Source organism: Thalassolituus sp. (assembly GCF_984348125.1).
The window spans coordinates 83,578-101,205 of sequence record NZ_CFHJLR010000003.1 but is presented as its reverse complement, the minus strand read 5'-3'; the positions used below and the strand labels follow the sequence as shown (position 1 = coordinate 101,205).

General features: G+C 51.3%; 16 protein-coding genes. 8 read left to right on the top strand and 8 right to left on the bottom strand.

What is annotated here, in order from left to right:
* Positions 1-50: 50 nt before the first annotated feature.
* Positions 51-2,549: an acyl-CoA dehydrogenase gene (locus tag AC5E51_RS03115; RefSeq protein ID WP_491226625.1), complete on the bottom strand. Its 2,499-nt coding sequence runs from the start codon at positions 2,547-2,549 to the stop codon at positions 51-53.
* 350 nt (positions 2,550-2,899) lie between these two features.
* Here AC5E51_RS03115 and AC5E51_RS03110 point away from each other — a divergent pair, with 350 nt between their 5' ends.
* Genes AC5E51_RS03110 through AC5E51_RS03100 form a run of 3 tightly spaced genes read left to right on the top strand, consistent with a single transcriptional unit; the run spans position 2,900 to position 5,315 of the window.
* Entirely contained in the window at positions 2,900-4,141 is a 1,242-nt protein-coding gene (locus AC5E51_RS03110; protein WP_491226626.1) for a hypothetical protein, read from the top strand.
* Positions 4,142-4,143: 2 nt separating this feature from the next.
* Positions 4,144-4,860: an OmpA family protein gene (locus AC5E51_RS03105; protein WP_491778109.1), complete on the top strand. Its 717-nt coding sequence runs from the start codon at positions 4,144-4,146 to the stop codon at positions 4,858-4,860.
* The gene (locus tag AC5E51_RS03100; protein WP_068441445.1) at positions 4,857-5,315 is read left to right on the top strand and encodes a hypothetical protein; all 459 of its coding nucleotides are present in this window, start codon (positions 4,857-4,859) and stop codon (positions 5,313-5,315) included. The genes AC5E51_RS03105 and AC5E51_RS03100 overlap by 4 nt, the downstream gene beginning before the upstream one ends.
* A gap of 9 nt (positions 5,316-5,324) precedes the next feature.
* On the opposite strand, the gene AC5E51_RS03095 is transcribed toward AC5E51_RS03100, so the two are convergent.
* Complete coding sequence (locus AC5E51_RS03095) at positions 5,325-6,182, bottom strand: LEA/WHy family protein (RefSeq protein WP_491778108.1); 858 nt, start codon at positions 6,180-6,182, stop codon at positions 5,325-5,327.
* A gap of 194 nt (positions 6,183-6,376) precedes the next feature.
* On the opposite strand from AC5E51_RS03095, the gene AC5E51_RS03090 reads away from it, so the two are divergent.
* The 3 genes from AC5E51_RS03090 (at position 6,377) to AC5E51_RS03080 (ending at position 10,083) form a co-directional block, all read left to right on the top strand.
* On the top strand, positions 6,377-8,539 hold the full coding sequence (locus tag AC5E51_RS03090; RefSeq protein ID WP_491778107.1) for a membrane dipeptidase: 2,163 nt from the start codon (positions 6,377-6,379) through the stop codon (positions 8,537-8,539).
* 395 nt (positions 8,540-8,934) lie between these two features.
* Positions 8,935-9,603, top strand: coding sequence for a hypothetical protein (locus AC5E51_RS03085; RefSeq protein WP_491778106.1), 669 nt, complete (start codon positions 8,935-8,937; stop codon positions 9,601-9,603).
* A gap of 72 nt (positions 9,604-9,675) precedes the next feature.
* Positions 9,676-10,083, top strand: a complete 408-nt coding sequence (locus tag AC5E51_RS03080) for a hypothetical protein (protein ID WP_301387699.1) — start codon at positions 9,676-9,678, stop codon at positions 10,081-10,083.
* A gap of 29 nt (positions 10,084-10,112) precedes the next feature.
* Here AC5E51_RS03080 and AC5E51_RS03075 read toward each other — a convergent pair whose 3' ends face one another.
* From AC5E51_RS03075 to AC5E51_RS03060, 4 genes are all read right to left on the bottom strand, one after another.
* A complete protein-coding gene (locus AC5E51_RS03075) occupies positions 10,113-10,778 on the bottom strand; it encodes a hypothetical protein (RefSeq protein WP_068441456.1) in 666 nt (221 codons plus the stop codon).
* A 175-nt stretch (positions 10,779-10,953) separates the two neighbouring features.
* Positions 10,954-13,134 (bottom strand): catalase/peroxidase HPI, encoded by a 2,181-nt coding sequence (gene katG, locus AC5E51_RS03070; RefSeq protein ID WP_491778105.1) that lies wholly within the window; start codon positions 13,132-13,134, stop codon positions 10,954-10,956.
* A gap of 178 nt (positions 13,135-13,312) precedes the next feature.
* A complete protein-coding gene (locus AC5E51_RS03065; RefSeq protein WP_491778104.1) occupies positions 13,313-14,518 on the bottom strand; it encodes an MFS transporter in 1,206 nt (401 codons plus the stop codon).
* 263 nt (positions 14,519-14,781) lie between these two features.
* On the bottom strand, positions 14,782-15,882 hold the full coding sequence (locus AC5E51_RS03060) for an endonuclease NucS domain-containing protein (RefSeq protein WP_068441463.1): 1,101 nt from the start codon (positions 15,880-15,882) through the stop codon (positions 14,782-14,784).
* Positions 15,883-15,996: 114 nt separating this feature from the next.
* Here AC5E51_RS03060 and AC5E51_RS03055 point away from each other — a divergent pair, with 114 nt between their 5' ends.
* Both AC5E51_RS03055 and AC5E51_RS03050 read left to right on the top strand, forming a co-directional pair.
* Positions 15,997-16,590, top strand: a complete 594-nt coding sequence (locus AC5E51_RS03055) for a DUF6036 family nucleotidyltransferase (RefSeq protein WP_068441466.1) — start codon at positions 15,997-15,999, stop codon at positions 16,588-16,590.
* A 1-nt stretch (position 16,591) separates the two neighbouring features.
* Positions 16,592-17,026 (top strand): hypothetical protein, encoded by a 435-nt coding sequence (locus AC5E51_RS03050; RefSeq protein WP_068441003.1) that lies wholly within the window; start codon positions 16,592-16,594, stop codon positions 17,024-17,026.
* Between the two features lie 58 nt (positions 17,027-17,084).
* On the opposite strand, the gene AC5E51_RS03045 is transcribed toward AC5E51_RS03050, so the two are convergent.
* Positions 17,085-17,372, bottom strand: coding sequence for a winged helix domain-containing protein (locus AC5E51_RS03045; protein ID WP_491778103.1), 288 nt, complete (start codon positions 17,370-17,372; stop codon positions 17,085-17,087).
* Positions 17,369-17,557: a helix-turn-helix transcriptional regulator gene (locus AC5E51_RS03040; protein WP_068441009.1), complete on the bottom strand. Its 189-nt coding sequence runs from the start codon at positions 17,555-17,557 to the stop codon at positions 17,369-17,371. Before AC5E51_RS03040 ends, AC5E51_RS03045 begins: the two co-directional genes overlap by 4 nt.
* Positions 17,558-17,628: the final 71 nt, after the last annotated feature.

Genomic DNA, 17,628 nt, shown 5'->3' with positions numbered 1-17,628 from the left:
GGGCACAAAAAAGCCCCGCAGAGCGGGGCTTCTTCTTACGACGTCAGCAATTAAGCAGTAGCTTCGTCAGACTTCTTCTTAGAGGTCTTTTTAGCTTTGTCGTGGTTCTCAGCAACAGTACCGAAGTGTTCCAGAGGGAAGTGGTCAACGTGTACCATTTCCAGAACATCTTTCTCGAATGCGATCATGAACTCGCCTTCGTCGGCTGTCAGAATGCCCATCTCAACACCTTCGTTGATACGGCCTTCGATTGACAGAGTTGCTTCGTCGTACTTACCAGCTTTGATAGCATCGCCAATTTTCTTGTAGATGCCCTCAGCCTTCTCAACGCGATCCAGCAGGCTGTCGTATACAGCCAGCGGGTTACGCAGACCATTCTCGTATGCTGAGCCGTATTTCTCTCCACGGTAGGCACCCTGAATCAGACGCTCACGGGTATCAGTGTGGTAAGAAACCAGATCTACAACTTTAGCAACCAGCTTGTCGTTAGGCGCTTTAGCACGACGGCCCAGTGGCATAGTCAGCACTTTCAGCAGCCATGCAGCAGGACGTGCTGGCAGGTTCTGCAGGAAGGCTTCGTGTGCCTCTTCAAATTCGAAAAACAGCTTCTCGATAGAGTACTGAACCAGTGGCAGATCTTCTTTGTTTGAACCCTGGTCAGCCCAGTGTTTCAGAACCATAGAAGCCAGGTACATCTTAGATACCATGTCTGCCAGACGTGCAGAGATCAGCTCGCGGAACTTCAGCTCACCACCCAGAGTAGACATAGCGATGTCGACACAGATTGCGAAAGAAGCTGCGTACTTATTCAGCTGCTTGTAGTAAGACTTGGTAGGACCAGACACAGGCACGCCAGTGAAGGCAGCATTAGTCAGGTTCAGAACCAGTGCACGGCTCATGTTAGAGAAGATGAATCCGAAGTGACCGAACAGAGCTTTATCGAAGCCTTTCAGATCGTTCGCTTTCGCAGTTTCCATTTCTGGCAGTACGAAAGGATGGCAGCGGATCGCGCCCTGACCAAAGGTGATCATAGAGCGGGTCAGGATGTTTGCACCTTCAACAGTGATCGCAACAGGAACAGAAGAGTAACCAGACTCAACATAGTTCTTAGGACCACGGATAATGGCTTTACCACCGTGAACGTCCATCGTGTCGTTAGCAACGGCACGAGCGATCTCAGTCAGGTTGTACTTCAGGATCGCAGAAGGAACAGATGGCTTGTGGCCTTCGTCAATAGCGATGGCAGTTACACGTGCAGCAGCGCCAGCGGTGTAAGTGTTACCAGCGATACGCGCAACGCGCTCCTGAACACCTTCCAGCTTAGCAATCGGCACATTGAACTGACGACGGATACGTGAGTAAGCGCCAGTAGCCGCGATAGAGTACTTACCACCGCCAGCACCAGAGCTTGGCAGAGTAATACAACGACCAACAGACAGACACTCAACCAGCATACGCCAGCCCTGACCAGCCATGTCAGCACCACCGATGATAAAGTCCAGTGGGATAAATACGTCTTTACCGAAGATCGGGCCGTTCATGAACGGAGAACCGATTGGCTTGTGGCGGTTACCGATATCCATGCCTTCGAGGTGGCGTGGCAGCAGTGCTACGGTAATACCAACGTCTTTCTTGTCGCCCAGCAGACCTTCTGGGTCAAACATACGGAACGCCAGACCAACAACAGTCGCAACTGGAGCCAGTGTGATGTAACGCTTTTCAAAGTTCAGTTTCAGACCCAGAACTTCTTTACCTTCCCAAGTGCCTTTGCATACAACACCAACGTCAGGCAGAGAGGTCGCGTCAGAACCAGCACGTGGGCCAGTCAGACCGAAACATGGGATCTCACGACCATCAGCCAGGCGTGGCAGGTAGTGATCTTTCTGCTCTTGAGTACCGTATTTCAGCAGCAGTTCACCTGGGCCAAGAGAGTTAGGAACACCTACGGTAGAGAAGGTCGCACCTGATACAGTCAGAGCCTGAAGAACAGCAGACTGAGTCTGAGCAGAGAAGCCAAGGCCACCGTACTCTTTAGGGATAATCATAGAGAAGAAACGTTCTTTCTTGATGTATTCCCAGATTTCCTTAGAGAGGTCACCGTTCTGGCTGATTTCCCACTCGTCTACCATAGAGCACAGAGTCTTAACCTGGTTGTCCAGGAAGTCCTGTTCTTCTTGTGGAATAGTCGGGTTAGGGTGGTTCAGCAGCATCTGCCAATTAGGTTTACCAGAGAACAGTTCACCATCCCACCATACAGTACCGGCTTCCAGAGCTTCACGCTCAGTGTCGGACATCTGTGGCAGAATCTTCTTGTAGAAGTTGAAGATCGGCTTAGTCACAGTGTTAGTACGGAAACCATCAAGGCTCAGTACACCCAGTGCGCCAGCAACGATCAGAGAGATTACGGTAACAGCAGTTGCTGCGCCGAAAACGAAAGCAGCTACTGTGAAAGCAGCCATAGCACCGGCTGCAACTTTCAGCGAGCTACGCTTGTAAGTCAGAGCGACCAGTGCGCCAACAAGGAGCAGGCTCCAGATTGTCGTAGTCATATCAGTACCTCAATAAGGTGGCCCTTGGGCCGTTATTATTTCTGTTTTTTCATACTTCCAGCGCACGAGGCGGTTACTCACTCGCGCGTGAGGCTGGCATTCTAACCAGTAAAATCACTGCTTCGCAAACCCAAATGTAAATTTCTTAGGGTGCGACGGCGTATGATTTTTTCTTTGTTTTCAATAATTTCGCTGATTCGCCAGCTAGCCTGTGCTGTTTTATGGGTGGTTTGGCGCATATGCCCTTTAATGGCGGCTTAAGTGTCGCGAAAGAGCTTCCCGGCGAAAGCGTAAATAACGACTAAACTGACTCTGTGTGATGCAATAAATAACCTGTCAGGCTGCGTATTATGGTGTTGGAACAATTTTCGGTATGGACGCTAGTGCTTATTGGCGGTGTCCTTGCTCTTGGCCTTTTCTTTCATTTGTTCCGATACTCTTCGAAGACTGCGGAGGTCGCGCCCGCGATTCTGACCAGTATTGGTATTTTCGGTACGTTTCTTGGCGTTGCGCTTGGCCTCTGGCATTTCGATACAGCAGATATTCAGGGCAGCGTCCCTAGACTGATGGATGGTCTGAAAACGGCCTTCTGGACTTCGATCGCGGGTCTGTTCGCCGCCCTGACCCTTAAGATCCGAGCAGCGGTCGAGCAGGCTGGCCGTCGTGCGGCCAGCCAGCATCGAGCTGCCACAATTGATGATCTTGATCTTTCTCTCCAGGCGCTGGTGAAGCAATTACACGATGGCTCTGAACAGAGCCTTCGCACTGAACTGACGAAGCAACACCAATCTTCCCAGCGGCGCTTTGACCAGCTTGTTGATGTATTGACGAATTATCAGCAGAAGATGGCTGATGCGAATGCCAAAGCATTGGTTGAAGCCATTCGCGCCGTCATGAATGAATTCAATACCAAGATTAATGAGCAGTATGGAGAAAACTTCCGTCAGCTGAATGAATCCGTTGTGGCTATGCTGGAGTGGCAGCAAACTTACCGGACGCAACTCGACGACTTGATTTCAGAGCAGGAACGCTCATCCAATCTGATGAAAGAGGCGAGCAACTCGTTTGAATACATGGTTCGCAACGCCAATGCGTTCAACGGTATTTCGGAGTCCCTGCAAGAGCTTCTGACAGGCCTCGAAACTCAGCGTATGAACATTCACTCCCAGCTCGGCAGCCTGGCGGATATGGTAAATAACGCGGCTGAAGGGTTGCCGAAGCTTGAAGAGCGATTGTCTGTTCTTACCCAGGGCATGTCGGATGCCGTCCAGTCGCAGCAGAGATGGGCGACAGAAGAATTGAGCCAGACACAAAAAGAACTCACGTCCCAGTTACACAGCATGATGCTGGAAAGCCAGGAGCAGCTATTGGCTCAACAGCAGCAGAGTCAGCAGCATATGCAGAAACTGGGTGAGCGCCTGGAGCGTCAGGTAGCTCAACTGGATACGGGCATGGAGGAAGAACTGAATAAAGCGCTTCGTGCATTCGGTCTTCAGTTAACGGCACTGTCTGAGAAATTTGTCTCTGATTACAGCCCACTCACTGACAAGCTCACAGAGTTGGTGAATATGGCCAGACAGGTTGAGGACTGACCATGCTGGATGACTCTCAGAAGCTGGATGACTCGCAGGATCACGAAGGTCATTGGGTGGCTGTTTCTGACTTAATGGCGGGCTTGATGATGGTGTTCATGCTGGTCTCCGTGGTCTTTATGATTAACGTCGAAACTGAGCGCGATAAAATTCGTGATGTGGCGATCCTGTACGATCAGCTCCGCACCCAGTTGTACAAGGATCTTGAGACCGAATTCGCTGACGACATGCCACGATGGGGGGCTGAGCTCGATGAAGATCTGGCTTTCCGTTTTAATAACACCGATGTTCTGTTCGATAAGGGAGAGGCAGAACTCAAACCAGAGTTTCAGGCCATCCTTGATGATTTCTTCCCTCGCTATGTGCGAATTATCACTCAGGAGCAGTACCGCGACGATATTCTCGAAGTGCGCATTGAAGGGCATACCTCCAGTGGTTGGTTTGGTGCACGTTCGGAGGACGAAGCTTATATTCTTAATATGAATCTGTCGCAGGAGCGCACGCGCTCAACGCTTGCCTATGTGCTCGGACTGAAACCCGTTGCCGGCGATAAAAACTGGTTGAAGGCGCACCTCACGGCCAATGGCCTATCTTCTGCCAAGGTCGTACGGGATGATGAGGGCAGTGAGCTTGGCTCTGCTTCCCGGCGGGTTGAGTTCCGGGTGCGTACCGATGCTGAAGGGCGCATTGCTACGATACTCGACCGGGTTCAGCCATGAAACTCTACAACTTTCTTGAGGCGTCGGAATTCAACGCGCTCAAGCATCGTATGGGAGCGGATGGCTATGGACATTTTGTCGAATTCGACCCTGAACATCAGCTGACATTCGGCGAACGTGACCAATTGGCCAGAGGGGTACTGATCGCGCTCCCCGGGCAATTACGCATCCTCCCTGACCGTACACTCGCACTAAAGAATTCCCGGGTATGGATTGAAGGGGAGGGGCAGATTCACCTCGCTGCTTGTCACGAACTCCACCGGCTTCGGGACGCTGACAGCATCAAGGTCAGCACACGTGATCCTGAAAAAACACTCAGCATATGCCCCGACTGTCTGGCAGAACTCAAATATCTGGGCCTGGACGGCCGCAAGAGTCGTCGTTTGTCTGAGCAATTGGACGAACTCTTCTCTATGGAGCGTTTCCGACAGGATTATCCCTTCTACCCGGTATAAATCGCCCGGTTAAGGATTCAGCGTACGCTCCGCCTTGAATTTAAGAGGCTCGGGCTTCCAGAGACCAATGTCAGGCGTGACGTCTGCACTGCCGTCGATCCCCACTTTGACCGCTTCTCCACCAGACAGCATGCGGAAAAGGCTGATTCCCAGGTTAGTCAGACTGACCTCCAGAGGAATATCAATTTTCTGCGATTGGCCTTCCTCGAGTTTAACGCTGCTGAGTGCACCTTTACCCAGTGACTTTCCTTCAGCCTGAAGGATATAGGCCAAAGAATTGAGATCCAGTCCGAAAGCATTTGGGTTTTCTACGTCCAGGCTGAGCATCAGTTTGGCTCCGCTCCAGCTGACATCCGACAGGCTGATATCACTGAATGTAATCTCCGGAAGCTGCGGTATCGGCAGGTTGCCTGCGAAATTAACGGGAATACTGATATTGCCCATGACTGGAACATCCATGAGCACATTGCCGTCGAGCGTGTAATCAACAGAATTTTTACCGCTCAGGCCGCCAATCGCGTTGGCCAGGTCGGTGAATTTCAGAGTCACTGGCAGCTGCACAGATTCAGTACCATTGGCGGGTACAGTCACGGTTGCGTCGGGTTGATTTACTGAGGCGAGAGGCGATCCTCCGACGCCCAGATCAAGGTCAAAGCCAGCGGCATCCAGTGCAAACCCATTCGGATTACTGACGGCAACATCGACCAGCAGGGTTGCTTGTTCCAGGGACAGGCTACCCAGAGAAACGCCCGCAACCTCTGCGGTAGGCTTTTTGACATCCACGATACCTTTTAAGGTTGCACAGGATGCAAGGAAAGTAACAAACAGAGTGGTGCTCGTCAGTCGTATAAGTGATCGTGAATTCATCAGTGTGGCCTGGATGTCAGAGTAAAAAAGTCAGGCGCTACTGTACCGCCTGATAAAGGAAGGTTCCAGAGGGCCTGATCTGGTTCTTTTCGGGCCGAACCGGATTTACTCCTTGGCCATGGCGCACACTACACGTAGTTTGGAACCTTAAAACGAAAATACGAAGCAAAAATAAAAATAATAAAGGTGATGTTATGTCTGAGTTACGCTCATGGGTTGCAGTGGGTTTTCTGCTGTCGTCGACCAACGCATTTGCGATGTCTTCTCCTCCTGCTCCTGAACTTGATGATCCCTATCAGGGCAGTGTAGCGAGCCTGGCTCAAAGGTGCATAGGTATTCAGTCTCCGGGAACGGGCAAGTGGCTTCGTTTTGAGGAGAGCCCCGGCTGGGCAGATGGCTTGCCGTCTTATTCGTTCTCTGGCGAATCAGTCACCAGTGCCAGTCTTTTCTATATGAAACCCAGTCGACATCAGCACTTTTTGCTGCGCGATGCCTCCAGCCGCTACCTGGGCGCAAGTGTAACCACGATAGTCAGAGCAACAGAGTCAGCCAATGATCGTACCGAATGGAAGTTGGAATCCAGTGGTGATGGTTATGCACTCTATAATGCGAAAACCGGTTTGCAGCTGGCACATCGTATCCGCAATGGTGAACTCTACTTCACCAGTGCCCTCGACTTATTATCTCTGAATAAAGAAACCGCTCTGAATTTCGTTGAGCTGGACGGCTGTCGTCAATTTCCTGAGGTTGCTGTTAATGCACAAGGGAACCGTGATGCTTTAAAAGGTGATCCAGGTTTGCCTGTGCGCGGTTACATTGATGCCCATACTCATATTTCGTCCTACGAATTTATGGGCGGAAAATTCATGGCGGGAGAGCCTTTCCATCGCTTCGGTGTTGAAGAAGCATTGAAGGATTCGGCCCACCTCCACGGTAAAGATGGATCGCTCGACCTTATTGGAAATCTATATACCTTTAACGACATCAATAACCGGTACGACACACGTGGCTGGCCAGATTTCCCATGGTGGCCAAACCATCAGCAGATGAGTCACTCGGGCTACTACTATAAATGGATGGAGCGTGCTTACCTGTCGGGGCTACGCATTATGGTTACCAACCTGGTTGAAAATGAAGTGCTCTGCTGGGCTCAGAGCCGGATCAATCCTGCATCATGGATAAACCCGAACAGCTGCAATGTTATGGACTCAATCCGCTTGCAGGCACAGCGGCTTCGTGAACTCGAAGAGTATGTCGATGCGCAGGCGGGAGGGCCGGGTAAAGGCTTTTTCCATATTGTCACCACACCTCAGGAAGCCCGTGAAACAATCGCCGAAGGGCGGATGGCCGTGGTGCTGGGTATTGAAGCCTCGGAAACCTTTAACTGCGGACTGAATGACTACTGCACCCGTGAAACCATAGAGGCTCAACTTCAGGAAGTATACGACCTTGGGGTTCGCTCTTTGTACCCGACTCATAAATTCGATAATCAACTGGCCGGATCTGTTGTTGAAAGTGGTTTTATTAATATCGGGCAGCTGCTGTCTACGGGGCGCTTTTTTGAAACAGAAGAATGTGCAGCACATACCCACGGTAAGCCAATGACGTCCGGCTTTCCTCTTATCGGAGATATCCCTGTTATTCGGGAAATTCTTGATGCCGTGCACCTTAATCCGGAATACGACGAATCTCGTCCGCACTGCAATCAACACGGCCTGAGTCCTCTGGGAAGCTACCTCGTGAACCGCATGATTGACCTGAAAATGATGGTTGAACTGGACCATATGAGTGACGCAACCGCGACAGCGGTCATGGATATTGCCGAAGCCAGAGGTTACAGCGGTGTTCTCTCGACGCACAGCTGGATGCTTAATGCGCCCGGAGGAGCTGTGCACCGTAATACTGAGCGTCTGATCGAAGCGGGCGGATTCGTAGCCCCTTATAATAGCGACGCGACGGACATGGTTCGTCGTGTTGATCGTTATCTGGATATTCTGGCAGATACCGAATATCTCAACGGTGTCGGTATTGGTACCGACATGAGCGGCCTGGGTGGACAGCCGGGTCCGAGATCGGATGTGGCAACGAACCCATTACTTTATCCATTTATATCGGAGTTCGGTATCGAGTTTAACCGCCAGGTATCAGGTAACCGGACCTTTGATTTTAATCAGGATGGAATGGCGCATTACGGCATGCTGGCCGACTTTATAGAAGACCTGCGTCAACAGGCGCCAGTGCGAACCTATGAAGCTGTCATGACGTCTGCAGAGGCGTATCTGCAGACCTGGGAGCGATCAACGGCCGCGGGTGTCACCGAGCATTATGAACCGACTGGTCTGAAAGACATTGATTAATTACGTAATCTGGTAAGAACATTTTCCAGGGAAGAATCCAGGGGTATGCCGCTGCTGTTCAGAACACCAGCGAGCCCCTAGTACCAGCCGATTGACATACTTCAGCGTCTTTGCGGACAACTTCAGGGTCAACAGCGTGACACGAGGCGAAGTTCAGAGCTCGGCCTTTTCTGAAACCTATAATGCTGCAAGAGTGTTTGTGCTTGGGGGGCTTCGCGCTTTTCTGGCGCAGTCTCAGGGCTAAGCCCGGATAATCGAATTATGGCGCCAGATCAAGATAATGAGACTTGGATTTGCAGGCCAAAAGCACCCGGTGGTAATCTTGACGAAGCTGCCCGCAGAGGTGGCATTCACCACAACTCCTGGGTAGTTAACAACCTGTGAGAGGCTCAAGAATGAGACCAATATACGCTTCAGTCAGTGCGCTGTTAGGAATGACCTGCGCTTTGTCTGCAATTGCCGCCGAACCGTTTAATTACGACTATCTGGGTATCACTTACGATTACCAGCGTATTGGCGTTGATGGCTTCAGTGAAGAACTGGAAGGGCATCGGGTTACGGCAATATACTCCGAAGAGCTGAAGCAAGGGCTCATCTATCAGGCGTTCGGTACCACCGAATTTACCGATGACGAGTTGATGAACTCTGGAGATTCCTACTTCTACGAGCGGGATTCTATCGATCTGGGTGTCAGCTTAGGAACTCATATCCCGTTCACGGCAAAAGCGGATGCGGTGGGTACAGTCAAGCTTGGATATGCGTTTTATGATGTATACTCGAGCCTGAAAGTGGATGGTGATGCCACCACGACCGTGGTCGATGAGTCAGGCTCTGAGCCCTTTGCGGACATATCTGCGGGTATTCGCTGGTTCCTGGATGACTACAACAGCATCGATATTCAGCCCTTGCTCGGTGTCATTGTGACAGAAGATACCAACGACGCTTACTTTCGTGGTCGGGTCAGCACACGTTTAGTCGGCACGATGGAAGCTTATATCGATATGACGACGTATCTTGATTCTGACTATCGTGCTTTCGGTACGGGTATGTTCCTGTATTATTGAGCCTGATTAATAGTCAGGGGTGCAAGCGGAATTGTGCCCCTGAATAGTGAAAAAAAACGACAAGGACGTTGAATGAAACCTTTCCTGATTCTGCTACTAACTATCGCTCTCCTCGCCTGTGGAGGAGGCTCTCCCGCCACTACGTTAAGCAGCGGTACAGATGAAGAAACTGACGAAGGGCTGTTCCGTGAGTGGACAGAAACCGATAGCGGTTTCCTTCTTGATCTCACCGGCGGCGCACTAAACAGTAACCTCGCCTATTACTTTGTCGAAGAAGACGGATCACGTTGTGATTGCAGTCTGACGTTTCTGGGTGACGAAACATCAGGTTCCTATGTTCTTAAGCAGTGCACGTATCGGGTAGGAAGTTCAGGCGGAGACCCTGGCTGTAATTCTTCTAATCACACTGGGACGTACGAGCGGGACAATAATCGGCTTTCGATTTGTGACGACACTCAGGATTGTTCCACATATCGCTGAGTGTCTGAAATAAACGCGTTGATCATGAATCAGAAGTAAACACGGATACCGTAAACGTAGGTTGGGGCAGAGTGCTCAATATCTTTCTGGTAAGAAAAACGACCAGACAGAATGTCTGAAATATTCAGCTCCGCAGACAGGTCGACGATAATCGAATCTTCCTCTTCACCGGTCGCATAAGACACAGTGCCTGATAATTCCAGAGGTGAGTATTCAGATAGACGATAGCGGGTTTCAAGATTAAGCGCCGAGCTGTCGGTATAGGTCACCGTGGATTCGCTGAAAAAGAAATTCACATCAGTGCGCTGAAACTTAGTTTCTACATCAGACTTAATTTCGCTGTACGACAGTCCTGGGATGAAGTGCAGGGTAGGGGTGATCTGGAAGTAGCGATCGATAGCAATCCGTAATGTCCGCTGATCAACATCGGCACCATATCTGGCTTCATCTGTCTCATAGCGGTCTTTCAGCTCAACAAATCCCGCGGAAACACTGGCGACTACCTGATATCCAAGATCTTTCTGGAGCTTAAGGACCGTTGCTGTTGTTTTTTCAGGCTCTCCCGAAGCAGGAGAATCCAGCTTGCTCTTTGCGAAGCTAGCCTGAACGTAATCATAGTTTATCGCCGAGTCGGCAAATGACAGAGTAGGAAGGGCAACGGCCGCAGCCAGGACAGCAGACTTGAACGAGGGCATAGTGTTTTCCGTAATCGCAGCGCATCAGCGCCCGTTTCTGATAATTATTATTATGCCCGATAGTACAGAAACTGCCCGGATTATCAACAGAGTTCTGAGGCTGCAGAACGAAAGAGGCCCGCACGACGCGCCGCTGTGACCGGCGCGGATGCGGGCCTGAAACCCAGCGAAGTAATTAGCTCAGATCAAAACGATCCGCATTCATCACCTTCACAAAGGCCTTCACGAAGTCATTAACGAACTTCTCTTTGTTGTCGTCCTGAGCATACACCTCAGCGTATGAGCGCAGAATCGAGTTGGAGCCAAATACCAGGTCGACACGCGTAGCAGTCCATTTGGTTTCGCCGCTCTTACGATCAACAATGTTGTAGTGGCTCTTGCTCGCGGGTTCCCATTTGTACGCCATATCGGTCAGGGTAACGAAAAAGTCGTTGCTCAATACACCGACATTATTTGTGAATACGCCGTGCTCGCTGTCGCCAAAGTTGGTACCCAGCACACGCATACCACCGATCAGAACCGTCATTTCTGGGGCTGTCAGACCCATCAACTGAGCGCGGTCGAGCAGCATTTCCTCTGGCGCAACGACGTACTCTTTCTTGGCATAGTTGCGGAAGCCGTCGGCGAGAGGCTCAAGGACATCAAACGACTCAGCATCGGTCTGATCGTCAGTGGCGTCTCCACGACCCGGCGCAAATGGGACAGTAAGGTCCACGCCCGCATCTTTCGCTGCTTTCTCTACCGCAGCCGTACCGCCGAGTACGATCATATCGGCAATACTGACGGGCTTACCGAAGCCAGCACGAATGCCTTCAAGAACAGCCAGAACTTTTTGCAGGCGCTCAGGCTCATTACCTTCCCAGTTTTTCTGAGGCGCTAAGCGGATGCGTGCACCGTTCGCACCACCACGAAAATCCGAACCACGGAAAGTACGAGCGCTGTCCCAAGCAGTCGCGACCAGTTCAGCGACAGTCAGGTCGGTTGCCAGAATCTGCGCTTTCAGGTCACCAACCTCTGAATCGCTCAGCTCATAATCCACTGCAGGAATCGGGTCCTGCCAGATCAGATCTTCTGCTGGTATATCTGCACCCAGGTAACGGCTCTTCGGCCCCATATCGCGGTGGGTCAGCTTAAACCAGGCACGGGCGAACACATCTGAGAAGTACTCAGGGTCTTTATGGAAACGTTCGCAGATTTTGCGGTATTCCGGGTCCATTTTCATCGCCATATCGGCGTCTGTCATCATCGGCATGGTGCGGATGCTCGGGTCTTCAACGTCTACCGGCATATCCTCTTCCTTGATATCCACCGGCTTCCACTGCCACGCACCCGCAGGACTTTTGGTCAGTTCCCATTCGTGATTCAGCAGCATATCGAAGTAGCCCATATCCCACTTGGTCGGATTGGTTGTCCAGGCACCTTCAGGGCCGCCGGTCAGTGTGTCGCGACCAATGCCACGGCCCTTATGGTTGTTCCAACCAAGACCCTGTTCATTCACGTCCGCGGCTTCAGGTTCAGGGCCGAGATCATCCGCGTTCGCGTTACCGTGACATTTACCCACGGTGTGGCCGCCTGCAGTCAGGGCTACGGTTTCTTCATCGTTCATCGCCATACGCTTAAAAGTATCGCGTACATCAGCTGCTGACTTGAGTGGGTCAGGTTTGCCATCGCGGCCTTCCGGATTCACATAGATCAGGCCCATCATTACCGCAGCGAGTGGGTTTTCCATCTCGTGATCATCGGAATAACGGCTGTTATCGTTGTTACTCGGTGCCAGCCATTCTTTCTCTGAGCCCCAGTAGGTGTCTTTTTCAGGGTGCCAGATATCTTCACGACCACCGGCGAAACCAAAGGTTTTCAGGCCGAACGACTCGTACGACAGGTTACCGGCCAGAATCATCAGATCTGCCCACGAGAGCTTGTTGCCGTATTTTTTCTTGATTGGCCAAAGCAGGCGACGCGCCTTATCAAGGTTCGCGTTATCCGGCCAGCTATTCAGCGGCGCGAAGCGCTGGTTGCCGGTGTTCGCACCACCACGACCATCGGCAAGACGGTATGAACCCGCAGCGTGCCAGGCCATACGGATCATCAAGCCACCGTAGTGGCCCCAGTCGGCTGGCCACCAGTCCTGGCTGTCTGTCAGAAGCGCCTTAACGTCACTCTTAACGGCTTCAAGGTCCAATTTTTTGAATTCTTCGGCGTAGTTGAAGTCTTCGCCGAGTGGATTCGTTTTGGTGTCGTGCTGATGCAGAATGTCGAGGTTCAGGTTGTTCGGCCACCAGTCGGTGTTCGAATTTCCGTGTTGCGTGACACTGCCGTGCATAACCGGGCATTTGCCCGCAGAGTTGTTGTCCATCGTCGCACCTCATCAATTGCTATCGTTATTAGCGTTGCTTGTGATTACTAAGATACAGAGTAGCGCGATAGGTTGATATTAAAATTATATTAAATATATCGGTGTGATAGTAATAATTGATTACCTGCTATTCAGGCGTGTGCGGGTGCATGTATGAACGCATTGCCCGCAGTAAACTTCAGCTTTCGGCCACAGCGGCTGACCGGTTGAATTGAACCAACTGCATAATGACAGAGGCAACAATGACAGGAACAAATGATACCCAGAGCACGATATCCCACCCCCAGTAGCTGAGTATGCCCCCCGAGGCAAAAGAGCCGATTGCCATCAGCGAGAATACGATGAAATCATTCAGTGATTGCACACGGTTTTTCTCTTCTGATCGGTGGCACTGTAGGATCAGCGCTGACGCTCCGAGAAAGCCAAAATTCCAGCCTATGCCCAGTACGATCAGCATGGACCAGAAGTGGAGTACATCCACACCATGGAGAGAAATTCCGGCTGCAATGGCAGTGAGTATCAATCCTAGAGCTGAAATACGGATGGCTCCGAAACGCGCAATCAGGTGCCCGGTAAAAAAGCTGGGCCCATACATGGCAATCACATGCCATTGAATTCCCAGGTTTGCATCGGCCTGCGAGTGTCCATGAAAATGCATCGCAAGCGGAGCGGCCGTCATCAGGAAGTTCATCACCAGGTAAGAGACGGCACCACAAACAACGGCAGGCAGAAAGAGGGGCTGGCGAATAATGTCACCCAGCGCGCGACCTCCAGCAACTTCTTCAACGCTAGGGCGTGGCAACTTAACACCCGACAGAACTGCGCCGGCAAGGGCTGCAGTAAGCGCCTGAATCAGGAAAGACGCCGCAAAGGGTGGAGTATCTAACCCGGGCAGAGAGAGATTCATCGTGTGCGTAATCAGCTGGGGGCCAACGACACCTGCCGCGATTCCGCCAGCCATCACCATAGACAATGCTCGTGGCTGCCTGTCAGGCGCTACGCCATCGGTCGCCGCAAAACGAAAGGACAGAACCACCGCAGCATACGCGCCGCCGAATATTGTCGACAGGCACAGAAGAGTGAATGAACTGTAGATCATTGCAGCCATCGCCGATACCCCCGAAAGTACCCCCAGAGCAGTACCGGCCTGAAATGCAATCAGGCGCCCATAGCGCTGTGCTATGAGCCCCGAGGGCAGAATGCAAAGTGCCATGCCTACAACAAACAGAGAAATCGGGAGTGTCGCCAGTGCCGGATCAGGAGCCACCTGATGACCTATGACCGCGCTGGTGGCAAAAATCACGACCGAGTTTGCACCCGCCAGTGCCTGAGCAATTGCCAGACGCCAGATATTATTGGTTTGTTGAGCTTCACTGAGTTGCATGGATGAGTGCCTTAAAGTCCCTGAACCTGACGTTCCTGAACACGGAGCTTATCGTATATTTAGCGTCATCGGCGAGGTGTGAGAGGTGAAACAGTGATATTCAGAAATGACCTCCCCATAGGAGGCCGAATTTCATTTTCAACTATTTGAAAAATATAGATATTTAAATTGTTAACGGAATTGGTTACCCCGATAGTTACCCCTACTTTTGGGGTGGTAGAAAGAATTGAGAGCCGGTGATAACTATCGCTAAAACATATTTCTCAGCTATCGATTTTCCAAATTGCTTTTAGTCGTTCAACCGTGTGACGCCATTTGGTTGTCGTAGGTTTACACACGGTATTCTGATTGCCGAATAGCCCGGTCTCACTGAAGGCATTGCTGTTGGCTTCGGTGTGTAGCCATTTAACAGGCACGACGTACTCTGCACTGTCGTCAGGCGCTGCTGAGAAACTGCTGTAGTCCAATTGAGTTGGTAGGCTGGTCAGTGGTTGTCCGGCGATACAGAATTCACTGATGCGCTGTCGTTCTCCGGTCACAATACCCACGCCAACGTAACCGGTTTTAGGGATATTCACCCAAATCCGGTCTCCTTCGGCCAACATATTCAGAGTGTTGGAATACCATTGACCACCGCCTGCAGCGACAAAACCGTGCTGGCGAGCATCCTCCCAGTTACGGCATTCGCCATGGCCAAAGGATACATAGAACTCGCCATTCCACGGTTCGCGCGCACCTCGGGTGCTTACGAGCTGTTGGGTTTCCTGTGGGTCTATCATCCAGGCGCGGGACAGGTAACGGTTGCTACCATCGCTGAACGCGGAAAAAAACACTGCGTTAATACCTACGCCATGGCGGTTGTTCAGGTAGGTGATAATGCGCTCAGTACTGGCATCCAGTTCAGATGCCACTATCACCATCTGATGTGAGTCGTTTAGGGTGACATCGGCTAACGACAGGCCAAACTTAGCCTTGAATGCCACGTCGAGGCTTTGATTTGGTAATTTGTGTTTACTTGCGAAATCGATGTAACAATCTACCAGCTGATTGTCTTCCAGTGTTTCCACCCACGAGGCGTAGTCGATGGCCTGCGCCACCACATCACGGGGAGTCTTATCCCGCTTAAGTTCAATTATGATGACGCTGCCATTGGCATCCAGCGCCATCAAGTCTATGCGCTTATCAAAACTGGTGCGCACTTGCCGGCCGATCAGCAGCCAGTCGGAGTTGATGATCGACACATCCTGCACAATCAACTCTTCCAGCTGGTTTTCATCGTCCAGGCGGGCAGTTTGGAGCCGCAGTGGTGTACTGGTGGTACTGTTGCCGGCGTTAATGCGCCAGATGCCTTGTTGGATCGCCATACTCATCCCTGCTATTTTTGATAAATATATCGGATAGATTCGGGATATAACAGGTTGGGGGGCTGCTTTTAAGGTTGTTATAGTGGTCTACATAACGTCGGAAAGAGCCGTGCTATGAGTAAGGAAAAACTGTTCACCAATACTCCAATGGGGCGCGCCATTATAGACGCCATGTTGGAGGTGAACGCTGCAATATCTGAGCAAGTGGCAGATGCTGAGCCAGGAACTTATAGGGCTTACATCTTTGGTGGTGCTGCTCTGCATATCCATACAAATGCTCGTGGTTCAAGCGATATTGATGTTGAGATACAGGCTGCACAGGCGCTCGAGCTGGATGATATTACCATTATTTATACAGACGATGATGGGCTTGAGAAGGCCCTAATTGTGGATGATACCTTCTCTCCGACCATTTCTGGTTTACTACCTGAGTACTATCAGGATGATGCCATACCGCTTTTTGGCTCTGATTCTGACCCTCTGGTTGCGTATGTAGTAACAGCACTTGACCTGGCTGTAAGTAAGTTGGATCGATTGGCAGTTGACGACCAGGCTGACATAATATCGCTTCATCAGGCGGGTAAGTTCACTGCAGAAGAGCTGCGTAAGCACGCAGAAGAAGCCCTGATTGGCGCCGTTGGCAATGAGCGAAGACTCAAGGGTAATATTGAGTTTATGGTAAACCAGCTGCAGGAGCTGGAGAGTTGAAATGACAGATCAAGAGTATCGGCAAGTATTACTGCAGGTTGTACGCAGCGCCTCATTAGAGAGCGCTGCTGACGGTTTGTGCCTACTTGCCGATGCTGCCTGGAACAAAGGGTGGGAACCTGATCTGGACGGCTTTGCTCTGGATGGCTTCGATCTGGACGAATGTCGCAAAGCAGCCTATCTGTTCGATTTCTTTGCTATGAATGCAGCCATGCCAGCAGAGCGTAGCAAGCGCCTGCGTCAGTGCTTATCGAGTCTGCAATCACAGCTTATGGCTATGCCTTGGCAGGCTGAACCGTTTTACCAAGCCGAAACTCCACCGCTAACTAACCGCGACGCTCTGTCGCGCAAATGGGGCTTTAGTGCAGGATTCCACCCCAAAAAAGTAAAGGGTTTGCTGGATTTGCAGCGGCGAGTTAATCGCCAGGCTGGATAGCTCGCGAGTCCTCTCCAGAGCTAAGCTTCCCTGCTTTGTCTGCTCGCTGACCCATAACTCAGTACTCCGGGTCGTTTACTGCGTTCATCAGGAGGTCAGCATTTGTCAACATCTCAGGCGTAAGAGTGTTGAGGACTGTTTGCTTGTCGATGACGTGGTAGCGCGCATGGGTGCCGCCGACGTGAGGCTCATCGACCGTTCGAATAGCTGCGCCAGCAGTGCGCAGCTCATGGATGACGGTAGAGAGGCGTGCGTGTCTGTATTTGCTGATAGCCTCAAAGCTGGAGATATGTCCGACTGTCAGCAGATGGCAGATGATGTATTCCTTCTTCTTGAATTTCTTCATGCTGCACCTCCTTCGTTGCGAGAGGCGCTAATCCTGCTTTCGATCCAGTCGTTGATTTCAGATTCGACCCAGGCTGAAGCACGGGCACCGAGCTTAACCGGAGCAGGGAAGGTGCCCTCGTTGATCATGGCGTGTGCCTGAGAGCGGCAGATACCTACGCGTGGTTGAACGTCTTTCCAGCGCAGTAGACGTGATTGTTGAGGTTGGGTGTTCTTGGCCTTGGGTTGTGCGTTCTATACCGCTACCGCTGACAGAG

Excerpts from the sequence above, each read along its gene's own strand:
- katG (WP_491778105.1), bottom strand. The coding sequence starts at position 13,134 with ATGGACAACAACTCTGCGGGCAAATGCCCGGTTATGCACGGCAGTGTC.
- AC5E51_RS03115 (WP_491226625.1), bottom strand. The coding sequence starts at position 2,549 with ATGACTACGACAATCTGGAGCCTGCTCCTTGTTGGCGCACTGGTCGCT.
- AC5E51_RS03055 (WP_068441466.1), top strand. The coding sequence starts at position 15,997 with ATGAGTAAGGAAAAACTGTTCACCAATACTCCAATGGGGCGCGCCATT.
- AC5E51_RS03045 (WP_491778103.1), bottom strand. The coding sequence starts at position 17,372 with ATGAAGAAATTCAAGAAGAAGGAATACATCATCTGCCATCTGCTGACA.
- AC5E51_RS03085 (WP_491778106.1), top strand. The coding sequence starts at position 8,935 with ATGAGACCAATATACGCTTCAGTCAGTGCGCTGTTAGGAATGACCTGC.
- AC5E51_RS03065 (WP_491778104.1), bottom strand. The coding sequence starts at position 14,518 with ATGCAACTCAGTGAAGCTCAACAAACCAATAATATCTGGCGTCTGGCA.
- AC5E51_RS03075 (WP_068441456.1), bottom strand. The coding sequence starts at position 10,778 with ATGCCCTCGTTCAAGTCTGCTGTCCTGGCTGCGGCCGTTGCCCTTCCT.
- AC5E51_RS03095 (WP_491778108.1), bottom strand. The coding sequence starts at position 6,182 with ATGAATTCACGATCACTTATACGACTGACGAGCACCACTCTGTTTGTT.
- AC5E51_RS03100 (WP_068441445.1), top strand. The coding sequence starts at position 4,857 with ATGAAACTCTACAACTTTCTTGAGGCGTCGGAATTCAACGCGCTCAAG.
- AC5E51_RS03090 (WP_491778107.1), top strand. The coding sequence starts at position 6,377 with ATGTCTGAGTTACGCTCATGGGTTGCAGTGGGTTTTCTGCTGTCGTCG.
- AC5E51_RS03110 (WP_491226626.1), top strand. The coding sequence starts at position 2,900 with ATGGTGTTGGAACAATTTTCGGTATGGACGCTAGTGCTTATTGGCGGT.
- AC5E51_RS03080 (WP_301387699.1), top strand. The coding sequence starts at position 9,676 with ATGAAACCTTTCCTGATTCTGCTACTAACTATCGCTCTCCTCGCCTGT.
- AC5E51_RS03060 (WP_068441463.1), bottom strand. The coding sequence starts at position 15,882 with ATGGCGATCCAACAAGGCATCTGGCGCATTAACGCCGGCAACAGTACC.
- AC5E51_RS03050 (WP_068441003.1), top strand. The coding sequence starts at position 16,592 with ATGACAGATCAAGAGTATCGGCAAGTATTACTGCAGGTTGTACGCAGC.
- AC5E51_RS03105 (WP_491778109.1), top strand. The coding sequence starts at position 4,144 with ATGCTGGATGACTCTCAGAAGCTGGATGACTCGCAGGATCACGAAGGT.